We start from the raw sequence: 16,083 nt of genomic DNA, 5'->3' as shown, positions 1-16,083 counted from the left end.
GTCAGGCCTGACCCGAAAGCCGGTTCAGCTGATTGGAAAAGCGCTTGTGAGGCGGATAGAGATCGCGCGCTTTCTCAAGATAGGGACGTGCCTTGTTCTTGTTCCCGCGCCGCATGTGTATCTGGCCCGCCATGCCCTGAATAACGACGGTCACGTCATCAAGATCGGCAGCTTTCAGAATAAGCTTCTCGCCCTGCCCGATCTTGCCCGTCCGCTCAAGCAAGCGACCCATGGCGAACATGAGAAACGGGCTTTCCGGGTCACAAGCCAGCGCCTCAGCCATCGTTCGATGCGCAGCTTCGGTATCGCCTTCTGCTTCGTAAAGTTCGGACAGCCGCTTTTGGTACAAGGCACTTTCCGGCACTCCAGCCACGATCTGGCGGATTTTATCGATCGCCTGAGCTCCGGATATTTCCCCTAGATGCCTCTGTAGTATCACCCTCGCGCCCAACAATCGCGGGTCGTCTGCTGGTACGTCGTGAACCTCATCGAGTGAGGTTGAAAGCGCTTCCAATCTTTGTTGGTGATCAAAGATACGACTTGCGCGTTGATCCAGCGCCAGCTCGGCCCAGTCCAAGAGTATGAAATCGAAGTTGCAAGGACGCCTGACGACAACCTTACGCTGAACCAGATACAGGTTATTGAACGGTGCAAACCGGCGTTGCCGAACGACCTTCTGCAACGACCAATCCACAGGCGGCATTAGCCTAAGCGCAAGTTGGGCGCGGTAGAGCATTCTGGACCCCAGCACCACAACATCCGGCCGTAAGGGTTTGGACCAGAACGCTTTAGCAAAGTGCAGCGTCGCCGCACCGCGCTTGCCCTGCATGCCAAGAACAGCGCCGCGCAACGCGCACAAAACAGAATAGTCTTCGGGCCAGAGATGCGGGTTCTGCAATCCCTCTTTGGCATGTGCCTCGCTTTCCTGCCACTTCGACAGGTAAAAACAGTTCAGGGATTGCAGAAGTGGCATAAAGGCGTTGTCGGCCCCGGCGTCCAGAATAGGTTTCGCACTATCATACGCCTCTTCGCAGCGATCCTGCGCTGACAGATGTTGCACCGCCTTTGAATAGATATGCGCCGCCTCTGAGGGATTCAGAAAGGCCGATGGCCCCTTCGCAACCCGTTCGATGAACCGCGCATTGGCCGCCTGCATCTCATCCTTGGACAATACATCGCGGAACACTTTACGCTGCTGCCCCGAAATCCGGGCTGCAGCCATTGAAAAGCCAGATATGTGTGGCGCGATCACCTGATCCGCCCGTGACATCGCAAAAAGCTCCAGAAAGTCCCGCTGCGCCCGGGTCAGAGCCGACAGATCAGCGATATCCGACATCTGCATGAGCTCCGGAAACCGTTGCTTGAAACGGCCTATCACCTCTGGCTGATCCGAAAACATGATCACCGTCTGGCCCTTGGATTTCTCCAGATGGGCCTCGTAAAACTCGTCAGGTTCGATCTTGGCGGGCCAGATCGAATGCTTCCATGGTAATCCGTTCAGGATTTCTCCGCGCCGAATGTGGTAAGCCGAAACCCCCTGCCCCGAGAGCTTCTGATCCGCGCGATCCATGATCTGACGAACCTCATCCACAAATCCAACGCTATGTATGAAATCGCGATAGCGGGGACGGATGGTTTCGATATCTTCCCACGGGAAGGCAAATATCTCGCTCGCTTCTTCGACCAGAACCGAACGGCCAGACGCCAAATGGTCGATCAGCCGCTCGGGTGATGGATCGTTTTGGAAGGCCCAAATTGGCAGAGCGGTCGCGCTTATCGTGTCGAACTCTGCCTGATCAAGGAAATGCGCATCCATCCAGTCTTTGGTGAATAACTCCTCGGGATGATCCAACTCCGGCGCATCGGCGCCTTGCGGGAACCAGTTCACCCGGTAGTCTGTCCCAAAGTCTTCGGCCAGACGGATACAGGTCAGGATCATCAGCAGGCGCGCGCCCAAACAATCCGTACGCTGACCAATGAAAACGCCACGCGTTTGGATCATTGCGCGATCCGGGTGGTCAATGCCCTGCCAACTATTCCAATTATCTGATACATACAGACATTCCCAAACCACGTTCGCCTAAGGTCTTACACAACCGCTACAGTTGAGGCGAGATGTGAAAAACGCGCTGTTTCGCAATTTGTTGCAACACGAATTAAGCAACCGCCGGACGGGCCTGCGACAAATCCGGAGAAATGCGAATGGCCTGCGAGATCAAGTTCAGGCACGCGATTGAGCGCTGGGAAATGATATCCGCCGGAATGCGTGTGGCCGCTGCCAAGGCGTCCGTCAGTGAAACGCCGACATCCGTTGTCAACACGCGCAGCGCGGTGGTCAGGTTCAGATCGGCCCCGGCCAGGGTTCCATCCGGTAAGGTCAGCCTGCTGTTTTCACGTTGGATGACACGCCCTTCCAGCTTGAATTCCTGCAGATCCGTTCCAGCAACGGCCATCGCGTCGCTCACCAGAAACAGATGCCCCGGCCCCTGTTTAGCTGCAAAGGCGGCGCGCATCGTCTGCGGGTGAACATGGATTGCATCCGCTATCAACCCGGCAGACATCGCACCGCTGGACAAGACTGCGCCAACCAGCCCCGGTTCGCGGTTGCCCAACTGACTCATCGCGTTAAACAAATGGGTGGCGCAGTGCGCGCCCGCCTGTGCGTAAGCCACGCAGGTCTGAAACTCGGCATCACTGTGCCCCAACGACACGATGACCCCCGCCTTGCTGAGCGTTTCGACCTGAGCAATCGTGACACTTTCAGGCGCAAGCGTAACCATCAATGCAGGCAACGCCCCTGCCGCTTCTATCAGCTGTGCAAGATCAGCGTCCTGCATCCGGCGGATCAGCCCGCCGTCATGCGCGCCCTTGCGTCGCACCGAGAGATGCGGCCCCTCAAGATGCAAGCCGACAATCCCCTGAACTCCGCGCTGAATGGCCTGAGAAGCAGCAGAAATGGCAGCCGTTGTCTTTTCGGGCGTGTCCGTGATCAGCGTCGGAAGGATCGACGTCGCGCCAAGCTTGCGATGAGCCGCCGCAATACGCTGTAATGTCTCGACCGATGGATCGTCGTTGAACATGACGCCTCCGCCGCCATTCACCTGCAAATCTACATAGCCGGGGCTTAAAATATCGCCCGACAGATCCTGAACCATCTCATCCGAAGGCAACTCGGCTTCGGGCAAAATACTGTCGAGCAGCCCGCCGACGAAACGGGCGGCGTGGCCGTCCTTCAGGGTTTTACCATCAAAGATAGGCCCGCCCGCGAAGGTGATCGTCGCATCGGTCATACCGTCTCCGTCACTTTCCGCAGGTGACGCGGTGCATCGGGATTGATGCCCCGGCGCTTGGCCACAGTTTCGACCATACCGTAGAACGAAGCGATTGAGGCTACCGGATCTGTCATCCAGTGCGTGGTGCGGACATGTGGTAGCCTCACGGCATCAGACACCTGATTGGTCGTTGCGAAGACTTTTGCGCCCTTAGCTGCGAGCGCATCGGCGACTTCGGCGATGTTGGCCTCAGCCGCGTCTCCGGACGAGAACGCAATCACCGGAAAGCCCTGATCCACGATCGAAACCGGGCCATGCAGAACTTCGGCCGAGGAATAGCTTTCCGCATGAATTTGGCAGGTTTCCTTGAATTTCAACGCCGCCTCATTCGAGATCGCCCAGGACATCCCCCGCCCCAGAGTGAACAGGGATTGGCCATCGACTGCCTCGACCACCGCACTCCAATCGCAGGTGATCGCCCGCGATAAATCTTCCGGCAATTTGTGAATTGCAGCCAGCAAGGTATCGTCGCCCTTGACCTCGGCCAGCAACCAAAGCCCGGCGACCAGAGAGGTGACGAAAGTCTTGGTGGCAGCCACGCTAAGCTCGGGGCCTGCAAGGATGGGCAGAGCCGAGGTGGCGTTCTGGGCCAGTGCAGACGTGGTATCGTTCGTGATCGCCACCGAATACGCGCCGCCTTCTGTCAGGGACTTCGTCAGCTGTACGATATCGGGGCTTTGACCCGATTGGGATACCGAAATACACAGCGCCCCGGGGCATCGCATATCGACCCCGTAGATCGATTTCACGCTCGGCCCAACCGAGGCCATGGGCAGGCCCAGCAGCAGTTCCGAAGCGTATTTCAGATAGCTGCAGGCATGGTCCGACGAACCTCGCGCAACCGAAATCAGGAAGCCGGGATCGTGCGCGCGGATCGCGCTTGCGGTCTTTGTAATCGCCGTGGTCCCATCAGTGAGAAGCCGATCAACGGCAAAAGGTATCTCATTGATTTCCTGCCGCATTTGAGTTGTATCGCTGGACATGAGCCCCGCCTTTCAGGTTGACAGACGCAGCTCTGCTACGAAATCGTAGGCATCGCCGTGATAGATGGATCGGGTCAGTTCAGCAACGCGCCCGCTTTCTAGATACGAGGTCCGCTGAATGCGCAGCCCCGCCGTACCTTCAGCAACGTCCAGCAATCCAGCCTCGGTTGCTTCGAGATTGATGGCCGAGATTTTCTGGATCGCACGCACCGGGCGATTGCCCGAGTGTTCGAGAAAGGCGTAGAGCGATCCGGTAACCTCAGTCGGGTTAGGTAATATATCCAGCGGCAACGCCGCGCGTTCCAGCGCCATCGGTCGCCCGCCAGCCGCGCGCAGACGATGAATGCGGGCGACCTGATCACTCGCCGATAGGCCCAGCGCCAGCATTTCATCAGGTGACGGCAGGAATATTCCGCGCTCCAACCAGGTTGATGTCGTTTCAAAACCGCGCCTCTCCATGTCTTCGGTAAACGAGGTCAGGTGCGACAGCGACTGCTCAACCCGTGCAACCGCTTGACGCACGAATGACCCCGAGCCTTGCCGCTGTTCAATCGCGCCTTTGCGCACAAGTTCCTGAATCGCCTTGCGGACCGTCACCCGCGACAGGTCCGTCAGTTCGGCAATCTCGCGCTCGGGCGGAAGCGAACTGTTCGGGGCCAGAATACCCTCTTCGATCCCCTGCTCCAGCCGCTGCCGCAACTGCACGTAACGCGGACCGGCAGTCTGACCCAGCCAACCCTCGGGCCGCAGGAAGTCAGCAACGCTCATGTCGGGTCTCCTTTTGAAAGGCGTGGGCCAACGCGATGGCACCGGATAACGGATCACCTAGTGGGGCGGTCAATTCCAGTTGCATTGGCGCAGGCAGAAATTCCGCATATTGCGGGCCGATGCCGCCGGTCAGGCAGATCGAAAGGCCGGGCAACCAGCCCATCGCCAACATCTGATCCGCCAAATACTGCGCACTATCCTCCATGATCGACAGCGCAAGCGCATCCCCTTGCTTTGCGTGTTGCGTGACAACAGGCGCCAGCGCTCCGAACTCGGTAGGCGACATCTTGGAGGCGGCCCTGACAATCCCAGCAGCGCCATCAAAACGCGACAACAGGCTGTCCGCCAATTCAGACGCAGGCTTCAGAGCGTCCACACAGTCAAGCGTACGGGCCAAAGCCTGCCGCCCAACCCATTGCGCCGAGGCCTGATCTCCGAGAACAGGTCCCCAGCCCCCGGCAAATGACCTGCGATCCCCATTCTGGACCGCCAGAAAAGAACCCGTTCCGCAATGCGCTACGAAACCGTCTTTCGAACCCAACGCACCACGTAATGCGGCGGGCCTGTCATCTTCAATCAGAACATGGTCAAATGGCAGCTTTTCTGCCAGCCGATCAGCCAGCGCGCGCCCCGTGATACCGGCCAGCCCCAAGTAGGCTGGCGCACGAGCGATTTGAGTTGCCTCTAGTCCGGCACGTCGGGCCAAAGCAGCAATTCCTTGCATCAACTCAGCGCAGGCTGCGTCAAAATCGGTTGATATATTTGCCGCACCAACCTCGACACACTGAACCGCAGAGCCGTCTGAAACAGCAAGACGGCAGCGTGTTCCACCGCCATCAGCGGCCAGCACAATGGTATCAGAAGGACGACTCATAGAGATACCTTTATAATACCTATTTCTAATTTTGAAGACCAAATTACGCTATAACGCAGTAATATTCATCTAAATCTTGAAAATAATGGGCGTAAAAATAAAATGGTAGACTAATGGTATCTAAAAGGTATGATATTCAAAATCTCGGGGGAGAATCACGTGACCAAGCCAGTTACCGAACAGCTACATCAAGACGCGATCGGACTTGACGCCCGACCGCTGACTGAAGTGGCCGAGCTGCTGGCCCGCTCGCAAGCCGACGCTGCCGCTGCCCCGCTTTCCTCGCTGCCCACCCTCTGCGCAGGCGCAAAAGCTATGGCGCAATCCATCCGATCGGGCGGGGTTTTGCGCTATTTGGCGGCAGGCTCTTCCGGCTTGATGGCCGCCTCGGATGCGCTGGAACTGGGGGGAACTTTTTCGATACCAGCCCGCCAGATTCGCATCCACATGGCAGGTGGATTGCCCTCAGGGGTAGAGATGCCGGGAGATGTCGAAGATGCCACCGACAGCCTTGCCCGAGACCTGGCCGATCTTTCTGCCAAAGACACCTTGATCACCGTCTCGGCCAGCGGAACCACACCGTACACAACCGCAGCAGCGCGGATCGCGCGGGACAGAGGCGCCACAGTTATCGGCATTGCCAATAACGGGGGCACCGAACTGTTGCAGCTTTCTGACCATCCAATCCTGCTTTCCACACCACCTGAACTGATCTCGGGCTCTACCCGCATGGGCGCTGGTACAGCGCAGAAAATCGCACTGAACATGCTTTCGACGCTGATGGCGATGGAACTGGGGCATATTCAGGACGGCATGATGATCAATTTGCGCGCTGACAATGACAAGCTACGCGCCCGAGCCAACGGGATCGTCTGTCAGTTGACCGGTGTTTCCTCCGCGCAGGCTACAAAGGCGTTGACTGCGGCAGAGGGCAACCTCAAATGCGCGGCCCTTTTGGCTGTAGGCGCAGGGTCCCTGGACGCGGCGCAAGCAATGCTAAGCAACACCGACGATCACCTCCGCCCTGCGCTGGAGCGGATGAAACAAAACCAAGAAACCATCAACCTGGGAGATATCAAATGACACGCAAAGTTCTGAGCCTTGCCATGATGAGCACGGCGCTGGTCACAAGCGCCTATGCGCAAGAGGCCACTTTGACCATCGAAAGTTGGCGAAACGACGATCTGGCGTTGTGGCAGGAAAAGATCATTCCGGCGTTCGAGGCCGAGAATCCCGGCATCAAAGTAATATTCTCGCCCTCTGCACCGGCAGAATACAACGCTGTCTTAAACTCAAAGCTCGAGGCCGGATCGGCTGGCGATCTGATTACCTGCCGTCCGTTTGATGCCTCGCTTGCGCTATACGAGTCGGGGCACCTGACCGATCTGTCTGATCTTGAGGCCATGGGAAACTTCTCGGACGTGGCCAAATCTGCGTGGCAAACCGATGACGGTTCTGCCAGTTTCTGCGTCCCGATGGCGTCTGTGATTCACGGCTTCATCTACAACAAAGATGCGTTCAATGAGTTGGGCATCGAAGTTCCAACTACCGAAGCTGAGTTCTTTGCCGCCCTCGATAAGATCAAGGAAGACGGTACCTATATCCCGATGGCGATGGGCACCAATGACCAGTGGGAAGCCGCAACGATGGGCTATAACAATATCGGCCCAAACTACTGGAAAGGTGAAGAAGGTCGTCAGGCGCTGATCAAAGGCGAGCAGAAGCTGACCGACCCCCAGTGGGTCGCCCCGTATGCGACACTGGCCAAGTGGGCCGACTATCTCGGCGACGGGTATGAAGCGCAAACCTATCCCGACAGCCAGAACCTGTTCACGCTGGGTCGTGCAGCGGTCTATCCAGCAGGCAGCTGGGAAATCTCGGGCTTCAACACGCAGGCCGATTTCGAAATGGGCGCCTTTAAGCCACCGGTCCAGAACGCGGGCGATACCTGCTATATTTCGGACCACACCGATATCGGCATAGGCATGAACGCGGCGAGCGAAAACCAAGAAGCTGCGCGCACCTTCCTGGCGTGGGTCGCCAGCCCAGAGTTCGCCAGCATCTTCGGAAACGCCCTACCCGGCTTTTTCCCGCTGTCCAGCACTCCGGTCGAGTTGGAAGACCCACTGGCCAAGGAAATCGTCGGTTGGCGGGATGAGTGCGAAAGCACAATCCGCTCGACCTACCAAATCCTGTCGCGCGGCACACCGAACCTCGAAAACGAGACTTGGGGTGCATCCGTTGCAGCCATCAAGGGTGCCGAGACACCCGAAGCGCTGGGTCAGCAACTGCAAGACGGTCTGGCCAGCTGGTACGCACCGCATCAGTAACACCTAGGCCACTCACACCGGACGCGGCTACCGCGTCGCGTCCGGACCTTTCCCCCGGAGATTCCCATGCAGACCCGCCGCATACGCTGGCACATTGCCGTTTTCCTCGCCCCTGCGGTGCTGGTCTACACGGCAGTGATGATCTTCCCCTTGTTTAACACACTGCGCCTCGCACTGTTCACCGAGGTTGATCAGACACGTATCTACGTGGGCTTGCAGAATTTCCGCACCCTGTTCTTCGATCCGATCTGGTCCGAGCAGTTCTGGAACGCTTTGGGCAACAACTTCTGGTTCTTCCTGATCCACATGCTGGTTCAGAACCCCATCGGTATCGCTTTGGCCGCGCTTTTGTCGCATCCACGCTTGCGGTTTGCCGCGCTCTATCGGTCCGCAATTTTCATTCCGACCATTCTGAGCTTTGTGATCGTCGGTTTCGCGTGGAAGCTGATATTGTCCCCGCTTTGGGGCATCGCACCTTCAATGCTGGACGCCATTGGTCTGAAGTCGCTGTTTGCACCATGGCTGGGCAAGGAAGAATACGCGCTGACAACACTGGCACTTGTCTCGGTCTGGCAATTCGTCGGCATCCCGATGATGTTGATCTACGCCGCCCTGCTGTCGATCCCTGAAGAGATCCTTGAAGCCGGAGAAATAGACGGCATCACCGGTGCTTCGGCGTTCTGGAAGATCAAGCTGCCGTTGATCATTCCCTCGATTGGCATCATCTCGATCCTGACATTCGTCGGCAATTTCAACGCGTTCGACCTGATCTACGTCTCGCAAGGTGCGCTGGCAGGGCCGGATTTCTCAACCGATATCCTAGGCACCTTCATGTACCGCACCTTCTTTGGCTTCCAACTGCAACTGGGCGACCCGCATATGGGCTCCGCTATCGCAGGCGCCATGTTCGCGATCATCCTTGTGGGTGTCTGCATCTACCTCTTCGGCATCCAGACCCGGATGCGCCGGTATCAGCTGTGAGGGTGAACGCATGAACAAAGCACGCCATAACCCGCTGAACACGGCTGCCATGCACGGGGCGCTGATCCTCTATACCCTGATCGCCCTGTTCCCGGTCTTCGTGATCATCATCAACAGCTTCAAAACCCGACGCTCGATCTTCCGCGAGCCGCTCGCCATGCCCGATGCCGAAAGCTTTTCTCTCATCGGTTACCAGACGGTGATGAAACAAGGGGATTTCTTCCTTTATTTCCAAAACTCGCTGATCGTGACCGTGGTGTCGCTGGCCTTCGTTCTGCTGTTCGGCGCCATGGCCGCCTTTGCCCTGAGCGAATACAAATTCAAGGGCAACACTCTGATGGGCCTCTATCTGGCGCTTGGGATTATGATCCCGATCCGCATCGGCACCGTGGCGATACTTGAGATGATGGTGGCAACCGGTTTGGTGAACACCCTTTGGGCCCTGATCCTTGTCTATACCGCGCAAGGTCTGCCGCTGGCGGTGTTCATCCTGTCTGAATTCATGCGGCAAGTCTCGGACGATCTGAAGAACGCAGGCCGCGTCGATGGGCTGTCCGAATACACCATATTCTTCCGATTGGTCCTACCGCTGGTCCGCCCCGCCATGGCGACCGTGGCCGTGTTCAACATGATCCCCATCTGGAACGACCTCTGGTTCCCGCTGATCCTTGCCCCGGCCGAGGAAACCAAAACACTGACGCTGGGCAGCCAGGTCTTTATCGGCCAGTTCGTCACCGACTGGAACGCGGTTCTGTCGGCGCTCAGCATGGCGATCCTGCCGGTGCTGGTGCTCTATGTCATCTTCTCGCGCCAACTGATCCGCGGCATCACTTCAGGAGCTGTCAAATGACCAAAGTTCTGATCGCTGGCCTCGGCAATATGGGGCTGAGCCACGCTTTGGCCCACCACAACCACCCGGACGCTGAAGTCGTGGGGCTGGTGAACCGGTCTGGCCGCGTGGATCATCCTGACCTGTCAGGCTATCCGGCTTATTCAGATTTTCAGGCAGCTCTGACTGAAACCAAGCCCGATCTGGTGGTCGTGGCGACCTACTCCGACAGCCACGCCGATTTCGCCTGCGCGGCGATGGAGGCCGGGGCGCATGTATTTGTCGAAAAGCCGCTAGCGACCACTGTGGCAGATGCCAAACGAGTCGTCGCGAAAGCCATTGAAACCAAACGCAAACTGGTCATCGGCTACATCCTGCGCCATCACCCTTCATGGATGCGCCTTATTTCCGAGGCGCGCGACCTCGGCGGGCCGTATGTGTTCCGCCTGAACCTCAACCAGCAAAGCAGCGGGGCCGAGTGGGAAACACACAAAGCTCTGATGCAGACCACCTCGCCCATCGTCGATTGCGGTGTGCATTATGTCGACGTGATGTGTCAGATCACTGACTCCGACCCCGTGCGAGTCCACGGCATGGGACTGCGCCTAAGCGATGAGATCGCCGAAGACATGTACAACTACGGCCAGTTTCAGGTGGTCTTCGAGGATGGCTCGGTCGGCTGGTATGAGGCCGGTTGGGGCCCGATGATGTCCGAAACCGCGTTCTTCGTGAAAGACATCGTGTCGCCCAACGGCTCGGTCTCGATCACCGATGGAAACAAGGGCGCATCCGCCGATATCGACGGACACACCAAGGTTGGCGGCCTTCTGGTCCATCGCCCCGATGGCGACCAGACAATCTACATGCCCGATGAGCCCGGCCATCAGCAGCTCTGCGATGCCGAACAAGCCTATATGCTGCGCGCCATCGCCGAGGACATCGACCTGACCCGCCATATGAACGACGCCGTGCAATCGCTGGCCATCTGTCTAGCTGCCGATGAAAGCATCCGCACTAGCCAACCCATTTCGCTGAAAGAGGCACGCACATGACCGCCCTGACGCTGACAAACGTGAACAAGTCCTTCGGCACTGTCGAGGTACTGAAAGATATTAACATCGAAGTCGAAGACGGAGAATTCGTCGTCTTCGTCGGCCCCTCCGGCTGCGGCAAGTCCACCCTGCTACGCGTGATCGCGGGGCTGGAGGACGTGACCTCGGGCGAAGTGCGCATTGGCGGAGAGGTGATGAACCTTACGCCGCCCTCGAAACGCGGCATCGCGATGGTGTTCCAAAGCTATGCACTCTATCCCCACCTGAATGTGCGCAAGAACATGTCGCTGGCACTGAAACAGGAAGGCCAGAGTAAGCAGGTCATCGAAGAACGCGTCGCCAAGGCCAGCAAGATGCTGAACCTTGAGCCCTATATCGACCGTTACCCCTCAGAACTGTCAGGCGGCCAGCGCCAACGTGTCGCCATCGGGCGTGCCATTGTGCGTGAACCCAAACTGTTTCTGTTTGACGAACCTTTATCCAATCTGGACGCCGCCCTGCGTATGAATACGCGACTGGAAATCGCCAACCTGCATCAGCAGCTCGATGCATCGATGATCTACGTCACCCACGACCAGACCGAGGCGATGACACTCGCCGACAAGATCGTCGTCCTGCGCGACGGGCGCGTTGAACAGGTTGGCAGCCCGATGGAGCTATATAATAACCCCGCCAACCAGTTCGTCGCGGGTTTCCTTGGCGCTCCGTCGATGAATTTCTTCCCCGCCAGCGTAATCGGCGACAGCGCGGACACAACATTGGGCATCCGCCCAGAGGACTTGTACTTATCCGACGAAGGCCCCCTGACCGCAAACGTGACCCATGTTGAGCATCTGGGTGGAGACACAAACGTGATCGCGATGATGCAAGACCACCAGATAACCGCGCGCCTGTTCGGCCAGCATCAGGTCAACGCTGGTGAATCCGTCCATTTCGGTTACGCCCATGATCGAACCTATCGCTTCAACCAACAGGGCGCCCGTCTCACCTGACAATTTCGGGTAAAGATCTCAGGATGTTGGTGCGGTCGAGAAGACTCGAACTTCCACGGGTGTTACCCCACAGCGACCTCAACGCTGCGCGTCTACCAATTCCGCCACGACCGCACTGCCAATGACTTGGTAGAGGGGCGTATAGACGCTGAGCCGCGCGATGTGAAGAGGCAAAAACACAGCCGATTGAAATCACGTGCTTTAGCCATATCTAACCGCGATACAATGCAATCTGGAGCAGCCATGCCCTCGCCCGATCCCCGCCCTACAGTGCAGATTGATGTCGTCTCGGATGTGGTCTGTCCGTGGTGTATTGTCGGCTTTCGTCAACTCGATGCCGCACTGAAGCAAGAGAATGTGCTGGCCCGATTGCGCTGGCATCCGTTCGAACTGAACCCCAACATGGGGCCAGAGGGACAGAATCTGAGTGAGCATATTGCCGAGAAATATGGCTCGACGCCCGAACAAAGCCAGCAGGTGCGCGAGCGGTTGACTGCGTTGGGCACTGAACTTGGGTTCACCTTCAATTTCACTGATGACAGCAGAATCGTGAACACCTTTGCCGCGCATCAACTGCTTGACTGGGCGGAAAAACAGGGGCGTCAGCATCCGCTGAAACTGACCCTGTTCGAAACCTATTTCACCAAGCAACAGGATGTCTCTGACGTCGAGGTGTTGATGGGCGCGGTCGAGGCGGCCGGGCTCGACCCGGAGGCGGCGCGAACCGCACTTGAATCAGGTGCGCATGCCCAACCGGTGCGTGAAAAACAAGATTTCTGGACCAGCCGAGGCATCTCGGGCGTGCCTTCGATGGTGTTTGGAGGGAAATATCTGCTGACCGGCGCACAGGGCACGGACACTTATGCGCAGGTCCTGCAACGCTGCCTGGCCGAGGCCGCCTGACCCCTTCCCCCTGCCCCGCAGACGGTCTAAGGAACGAGCATGGAATGGAAGACTACCGACGGGCTGATCGACTACGACGAGGCCACTGCCTTCATGGAGGCGCGCGTTGCTGCGATTGCAGCGGGTGAGGCGGACGAATGCATTTGGCTGTTGGAACACCCTCCGCTTTATACCGCTGGGACTTCTGCCAAGCGTGAAGATCTGACCGATCCGGATCGCTTTCCGGTCTATGAAAGCAAGCGCGGTGGACAGTACACCTATCACGGCCCCGGTCAGCGCGTTGTTTACGTCATGCTTGATGTGGGCAAACGCGGTCATGATGTGCGCCGCTTTGTGCAGCAGCTTGAGGCATGGGTGATTACGGCTCTGGCCGAGTTCAATGTCACCGGTGAGATCCGCGACGGCCGCGTGGGCGTCTGGGTGCAACGGCAAGACAAGCCGCTGACGATCACCGGCCAGCCAGCCGAGGACAAGATCGCGGCCATCGGCATTCGCCTGCGGAAATGGATCAGCTTTCACGGTATCTCAATCAATGTCGAGCCGAACCTGTCCCATTTCACCGGTATCGTGCCCTGCGGAATTCAGGAACACGGGGTGACCTCACTGGTCGATCTTGGGTTGCCGGTGACCATGGATGACGTCGATGTTGCGCTAAAAAAGACCTTTGATGAGGTCTTCGCCACCGAAGGCGCCTAGTTTATAGGTGATTCCACGTATTCGGACAGATCTGGCCAGAATACGCAAAAGACAATGCTAGTATTTGGGGCACTCTGTTTCGAAAATCATTCAGAAAATTCCTTTGAATGGCCTCAATTCGCCTCAAATTCAGGGATTCTTCACATCCTCTCCTTACAAACGCCATTTGACCACATAGTATGTAATGACCGTTCATGAGTGAGTGGTGTGTTAACCGGTGATCTCAGGGCTGCCCTGCGAAATCCGTGAAAGTGTTTGGTTACGAGTCTGCCGTTCCGACCCCATATCGGAACGGCAATTCTCGTTTTAGGCCCCTAAATCTGTTGATGCCCAAATCGGGTTGATCCGACGCAAGCGTGCCCGCTGGCTTCGATTTCAAGCGTAACATGACCAAGCCCAAACTTGTTCTGCAGAACCTGCTTGACCATCACCCGGATATCCTCGGCACTATCTTGTGCGTCGGGTTTGATGACCAGATGCGCCGACAGCGCGGGCTCACGCTCCTGCATGCTCCACAGATGGATGTGGTGAACTCCTGCCACGCCCGATACGCCTTCAATGGCTGTGGCGACCTCTTCCGGATCCAATTCTGTTGGCGCGCCCAACATCAGAACGCGTATGGTTTCACCGATCTCGGATTTGACGTGCCAAAGGATGTAAAGTGAGATCATGATGGTGACCGCTGGGTCGACCCAAGTCCAGTTGAAGACAATTACAGCGGTACCTGCGACAATCACGGCGACAGACCCCAATGCATCGGCCACATTGTGCAGGAATGCCGCACGAATATTCATGCTGTCCTTGGACATGGAATAGGTCAGCATAGCGGTGACAAGGTCGACGACCAATGCGATCCCAGCGATCCAGACAACGATCCAGCCATTAACCGGCTCGGGCTCGACAAACCGCATTACGCCTTCGTACAGCAGATAGACCGACAGAACGATCAGTGTTGTGTAGTTAACCAGCGCCGCTACAACCTCGGCCCGGCCATACCCGTAACTCATACGCGCGTTTGCGGGTCGACGAGCGATCTTACGGGCAAAGAATGCGATGACCAGCGCAATCGCATCTGACAGGTTGTGCAAGGCGTCCGCAATCAAGGCGAGCGAACCTGAAATAACCCCGCCCACAATCTGTGCCAGCGTCAAGAACATATTGACCGCGATGGCCCAGGCAACGCGCGCATCTCCGGCCTGCGGATCAACATGCGCGTGGCTGTGCCCTTTGTGGGAATGCTGATGAGCCATTTTAGTGAGTCCTATTTTCTGAATCACCATGCTAAATAATTCCTCTAGTGACTAGAGGTTCAAGGGGGTGTTTTCGAAAATGAATGCAATCGGGGCTCCCTCATTTCGCACTGGATTCAAAGCACCTACGATCCGGTTCTGGACTTCTACCGCCGTTCGAACCTACCGCGGGTAGTCGGCGCCGCTATGACGAAACCGCGCTGCGGCGGTTGCAATGCGTAGGCATGGCCAAGATCTGGCCAGCCGCTGACCCAATTAGAGGCCTTGCTCACGCTCGAAGCTGCAAATGGAAAAACTTGAACCGGGCTAATGAAATCGCCGAACAGTTGCCTGAATATCTACGAATCCGGATCGCACGCCTGAAATGAATGGAACAAGACTGATCCGTATTCCTCAGGTCTGCGACGAGCAGCGCTGTTACGCAAGTGTCGTGCTCCATGCGTTTGGTGATCACGACGCCTGCGACAGCTCGCTTCGAAGGTGGATCAGGTCAGTGCCGCGCGGATCTTGTCGGCGTGTTGAGCAATCAGGTCAAAATCGCCCATTTTACCGGGCGGGCGTATCGAGACGCCCTCGTGGCGCGGCAATACATGCACATGAAGGTGAAATACCTCTTGCCCGCCTGCGGCCTCATTGAATTGCTGAACGGTGACGCCATCAGCGTCAAACGCTTCTTTCACAGCGTGAGCCATCTTCTGTACCGTCGCCATCACCGCTGCCAGTTGCTCGGGCGTTGCATCCAGCATGTTGCGACAGGGGGTTTTGGGGATCACCAACAAATGCCCGTCCGCCCGGGGCATGATATCCATCAGCGCGACGGTGCCGTCGTCTTCATACACACGGTTTGACGGGATTTCTCCGCGCAGGATCTTGGCAAAGACATTTTCGGGATCATAAGCGGTCATTACAGGCCTCCGGTGTTGGACTTACCCGTTGTTCTGAGCCGCCGCTTGATGCGGGTCAAGCGGGTTTCCCCGTCACCACTTGTAATCGCGGACTGAATCCCCAAATCCCTCGCATCCGAGGTCAGATTCTCGCGCAGCAAAGTCTGCCCGCGACAATTAATCTTGATCCAGATCAAACTCGACCATTG

Annotated in this window: 16 protein-coding genes and 1 tRNA gene; 8 read left to right on the top strand and 9 right to left on the bottom strand. The window is 57.3% G+C overall.

The features are described from left to right. Position 1: 1 nt before the first annotated feature. The 5 genes from ACR0JG_RS09195 to ACR0JG_RS09175 form a co-directional block, all read right to left on the bottom strand. On the bottom strand, positions 2 to 2,002 hold the full coding sequence (locus tag ACR0JG_RS09195) for a tetratricopeptide repeat protein (protein WP_480569236.1): 2,001 nt from the start codon (positions 2,000 to 2,002) through the stop codon (positions 2 to 4). A gap of 154 nt (positions 2,003 to 2,156) precedes the next feature. Further along, the gene (gene nagA / locus ACR0JG_RS09190; RefSeq protein WP_223118203.1) at positions 2,157 to 3,290 is read right to left on the bottom strand and encodes an N-acetylglucosamine-6-phosphate deacetylase; all 1,134 of its coding nucleotides are present in this window, start codon (positions 3,288 to 3,290) and stop codon (positions 2,157 to 2,159) included. Beyond that, positions 3,287 to 4,315, bottom strand: coding sequence for an SIS domain-containing protein (locus ACR0JG_RS09185; protein ID WP_480569233.1), 1,029 nt, complete (start codon positions 4,313 to 4,315; stop codon positions 3,287 to 3,289). The genes nagA and ACR0JG_RS09185 overlap by 4 nt, the downstream gene beginning before the upstream one ends. 12 nt (positions 4,316 to 4,327) lie before the next feature. Further along, positions 4,328 to 5,083 carry a GntR family transcriptional regulator gene (locus ACR0JG_RS09180; protein WP_170393434.1) on the bottom strand — a complete coding sequence of 252 codons (756 nt, stop codon included), beginning with the start codon at positions 5,081 to 5,083 and terminating at the stop codon, positions 4,328 to 4,330. After that, complete coding sequence (locus ACR0JG_RS09175; RefSeq protein WP_480569230.1) at positions 5,070 to 5,957, bottom strand: glucosamine kinase nucleotide-binding domain-containing protein; 888 nt, start codon at positions 5,955 to 5,957, stop codon at positions 5,070 to 5,072. The genes ACR0JG_RS09180 and ACR0JG_RS09175 overlap by 14 nt, the downstream gene beginning before the upstream one ends. 159 nt (positions 5,958 to 6,116) lie before the next feature. Between ACR0JG_RS09175 and ACR0JG_RS09170 the strand changes: the two genes are divergently transcribed. The 6 genes from ACR0JG_RS09170 to ACR0JG_RS09145 all read left to right on the top strand — a co-directional run bounded on the left by ACR0JG_RS09170 (position 6,117) and on the right by ACR0JG_RS09145 (position 12,141). Beyond that, positions 6,117 to 7,040: an N-acetylmuramic acid 6-phosphate etherase gene (locus ACR0JG_RS09170; protein WP_170421117.1), complete on the top strand. Its 924-nt coding sequence runs from the start codon at positions 6,117 to 6,119 to the stop codon at positions 7,038 to 7,040. Further along, entirely contained in the window at positions 7,037 to 8,287 is a 1,251-nt protein-coding gene (locus ACR0JG_RS09165; RefSeq protein WP_170405048.1) for an ABC transporter substrate-binding protein, read from the top strand. The genes ACR0JG_RS09170 and ACR0JG_RS09165 overlap by 4 nt, the downstream gene beginning before the upstream one ends. A gap of 66 nt (positions 8,288 to 8,353) precedes the next feature. Next, a complete protein-coding gene (locus tag ACR0JG_RS09160; RefSeq protein WP_170421115.1) occupies positions 8,354 to 9,268 on the top strand; it encodes a carbohydrate ABC transporter permease in 915 nt (304 codons plus the stop codon). Between the two features lie 10 nt (positions 9,269 to 9,278). Next, on the top strand, positions 9,279 to 10,118 hold the full coding sequence (locus ACR0JG_RS09155) for a carbohydrate ABC transporter permease (protein WP_170421113.1): 840 nt from the start codon (positions 9,279 to 9,281) through the stop codon (positions 10,116 to 10,118). Beyond that, positions 10,115 to 11,149, top strand: coding sequence for a Gfo/Idh/MocA family protein (locus tag ACR0JG_RS09150; protein ID WP_480569226.1), 1,035 nt, complete (start codon positions 10,115 to 10,117; stop codon positions 11,147 to 11,149). Before ACR0JG_RS09155 ends, ACR0JG_RS09150 begins: the two co-directional genes overlap by 4 nt. After that, positions 11,146 to 12,141 carry an ABC transporter ATP-binding protein gene (locus ACR0JG_RS09145; RefSeq protein ID WP_170405045.1) on the top strand — a complete coding sequence of 332 codons (996 nt, stop codon included), beginning with the start codon at positions 11,146 to 11,148 and terminating at the stop codon, positions 12,139 to 12,141. Before ACR0JG_RS09150 ends, ACR0JG_RS09145 begins: the two co-directional genes overlap by 4 nt. A gap of 27 nt (positions 12,142 to 12,168) precedes the next feature. On the opposite strand, the gene ACR0JG_RS09140 is transcribed toward ACR0JG_RS09145, so the two are convergent. Beyond that, positions 12,169 to 12,255: transfer RNA gene (locus ACR0JG_RS09140), tRNA-Leu, on the bottom strand. Positions 12,256 to 12,384: 129 nt separating this feature from the next. Between ACR0JG_RS09140 and ACR0JG_RS09135 the strand changes: the two genes are divergently transcribed. Together ACR0JG_RS09135 and lipB are read left to right on the top strand one after the other, a co-directional pair. Then, positions 12,385 to 13,044: a DsbA family oxidoreductase gene (locus tag ACR0JG_RS09135; RefSeq protein WP_480569223.1), complete on the top strand. Its 660-nt coding sequence runs from the start codon at positions 12,385 to 12,387 to the stop codon at positions 13,042 to 13,044. Between the two features lie 39 nt (positions 13,045 to 13,083). Continuing rightward, positions 13,084 to 13,740 (top strand): lipoyl(octanoyl) transferase LipB, encoded by a 657-nt coding sequence (lipB, locus tag ACR0JG_RS09130; RefSeq protein WP_170645863.1) that lies wholly within the window; start codon positions 13,084 to 13,086, stop codon positions 13,738 to 13,740. 314 nt (positions 13,741 to 14,054) lie between these two features. Here lipB and ACR0JG_RS09125 read toward each other — a convergent pair whose 3' ends face one another. From ACR0JG_RS09125 to ACR0JG_RS09115, 3 genes are all read right to left on the bottom strand, one after another. Beyond that, a complete protein-coding gene (locus ACR0JG_RS09125; RefSeq protein ID WP_480569220.1) occupies positions 14,055 to 14,990 on the bottom strand; it encodes a cation diffusion facilitator family transporter in 936 nt (311 codons plus the stop codon). Positions 14,991 to 15,475: 485 nt separating this feature from the next. Next, a complete protein-coding gene (locus ACR0JG_RS09120; RefSeq protein WP_480569217.1) occupies positions 15,476 to 15,895 on the bottom strand; it encodes an HIT family protein in 420 nt (139 codons plus the stop codon). After that, positions 15,895 to 16,071: a hypothetical protein gene (locus tag ACR0JG_RS09115; RefSeq protein ID WP_480569215.1), complete on the bottom strand. Its 177-nt coding sequence runs from the start codon at positions 16,069 to 16,071 to the stop codon at positions 15,895 to 15,897. Before ACR0JG_RS09115 ends, ACR0JG_RS09120 begins: the two co-directional genes overlap by 1 nt. Between the last annotated feature and the right edge of the window lie 12 nt (positions 16,072 to 16,083).

The organism is Ruegeria sp. AD5 (genome assembly GCF_056542345.1).
This window is presented reverse-complemented; position numbering and strand designations above follow the sequence as displayed.

What these genes read in the sequence shown, in the direction of transcription:
- ACR0JG_RS09195 (WP_480569236.1), bottom strand. Translation starts at nt 2,002, where the DNA reads ATGATCCAAACGCGTGGCGTTTTCATTGGTCAGCGTACGGATTGTTTG.
- nagA (WP_223118203.1), bottom strand. Translation starts at nt 3,290, where the DNA reads ATGACCGATGCGACGATCACCTTCGCGGGCGGGCCTATCTTTGATGGT.
- ACR0JG_RS09185 (WP_480569233.1), bottom strand. Translation starts at nt 4,315, where the DNA reads ATGTCCAGCGATACAACTCAAATGCGGCAGGAAATCAATGAGATACCT.
- ACR0JG_RS09180 (WP_170393434.1), bottom strand. Translation starts at nt 5,083, where the DNA reads ATGAGCGTTGCTGACTTCCTGCGGCCCGAGGGTTGGCTGGGTCAGACT.
- ACR0JG_RS09175 (WP_480569230.1), bottom strand. Translation starts at nt 5,957, where the DNA reads ATGAGTCGTCCTTCTGATACCATTGTGCTGGCCGCTGATGGCGGTGGA.
- ACR0JG_RS09165 (WP_170405048.1), top strand. Translation starts at nt 7,037, where the DNA reads ATGACACGCAAAGTTCTGAGCCTTGCCATGATGAGCACGGCGCTGGTC.
- ACR0JG_RS09160 (WP_170421115.1), top strand. Translation starts at nt 8,354, where the DNA reads ATGCAGACCCGCCGCATACGCTGGCACATTGCCGTTTTCCTCGCCCCT.
- ACR0JG_RS09155 (WP_170421113.1), top strand. Translation starts at nt 9,279, where the DNA reads ATGAACAAAGCACGCCATAACCCGCTGAACACGGCTGCCATGCACGGG.
- ACR0JG_RS09150 (WP_480569226.1), top strand. Translation starts at nt 10,115, where the DNA reads ATGACCAAAGTTCTGATCGCTGGCCTCGGCAATATGGGGCTGAGCCAC.
- ACR0JG_RS09145 (WP_170405045.1), top strand. Translation starts at nt 11,146, where the DNA reads ATGACCGCCCTGACGCTGACAAACGTGAACAAGTCCTTCGGCACTGTC.
- ACR0JG_RS09135 (WP_480569223.1), top strand. Translation starts at nt 12,385, where the DNA reads ATGCCCTCGCCCGATCCCCGCCCTACAGTGCAGATTGATGTCGTCTCG.
- lipB (WP_170645863.1), top strand. Translation starts at nt 13,084, where the DNA reads ATGGAATGGAAGACTACCGACGGGCTGATCGACTACGACGAGGCCACT.
- ACR0JG_RS09125 (WP_480569220.1), bottom strand. Translation starts at nt 14,990, where the DNA reads ATGGCTCATCAGCATTCCCACAAAGGGCACAGCCACGCGCATGTTGAT.
- ACR0JG_RS09120 (WP_480569217.1), bottom strand. Translation starts at nt 15,895, where the DNA reads ATGACCGCTTATGATCCCGAAAATGTCTTTGCCAAGATCCTGCGCGGA.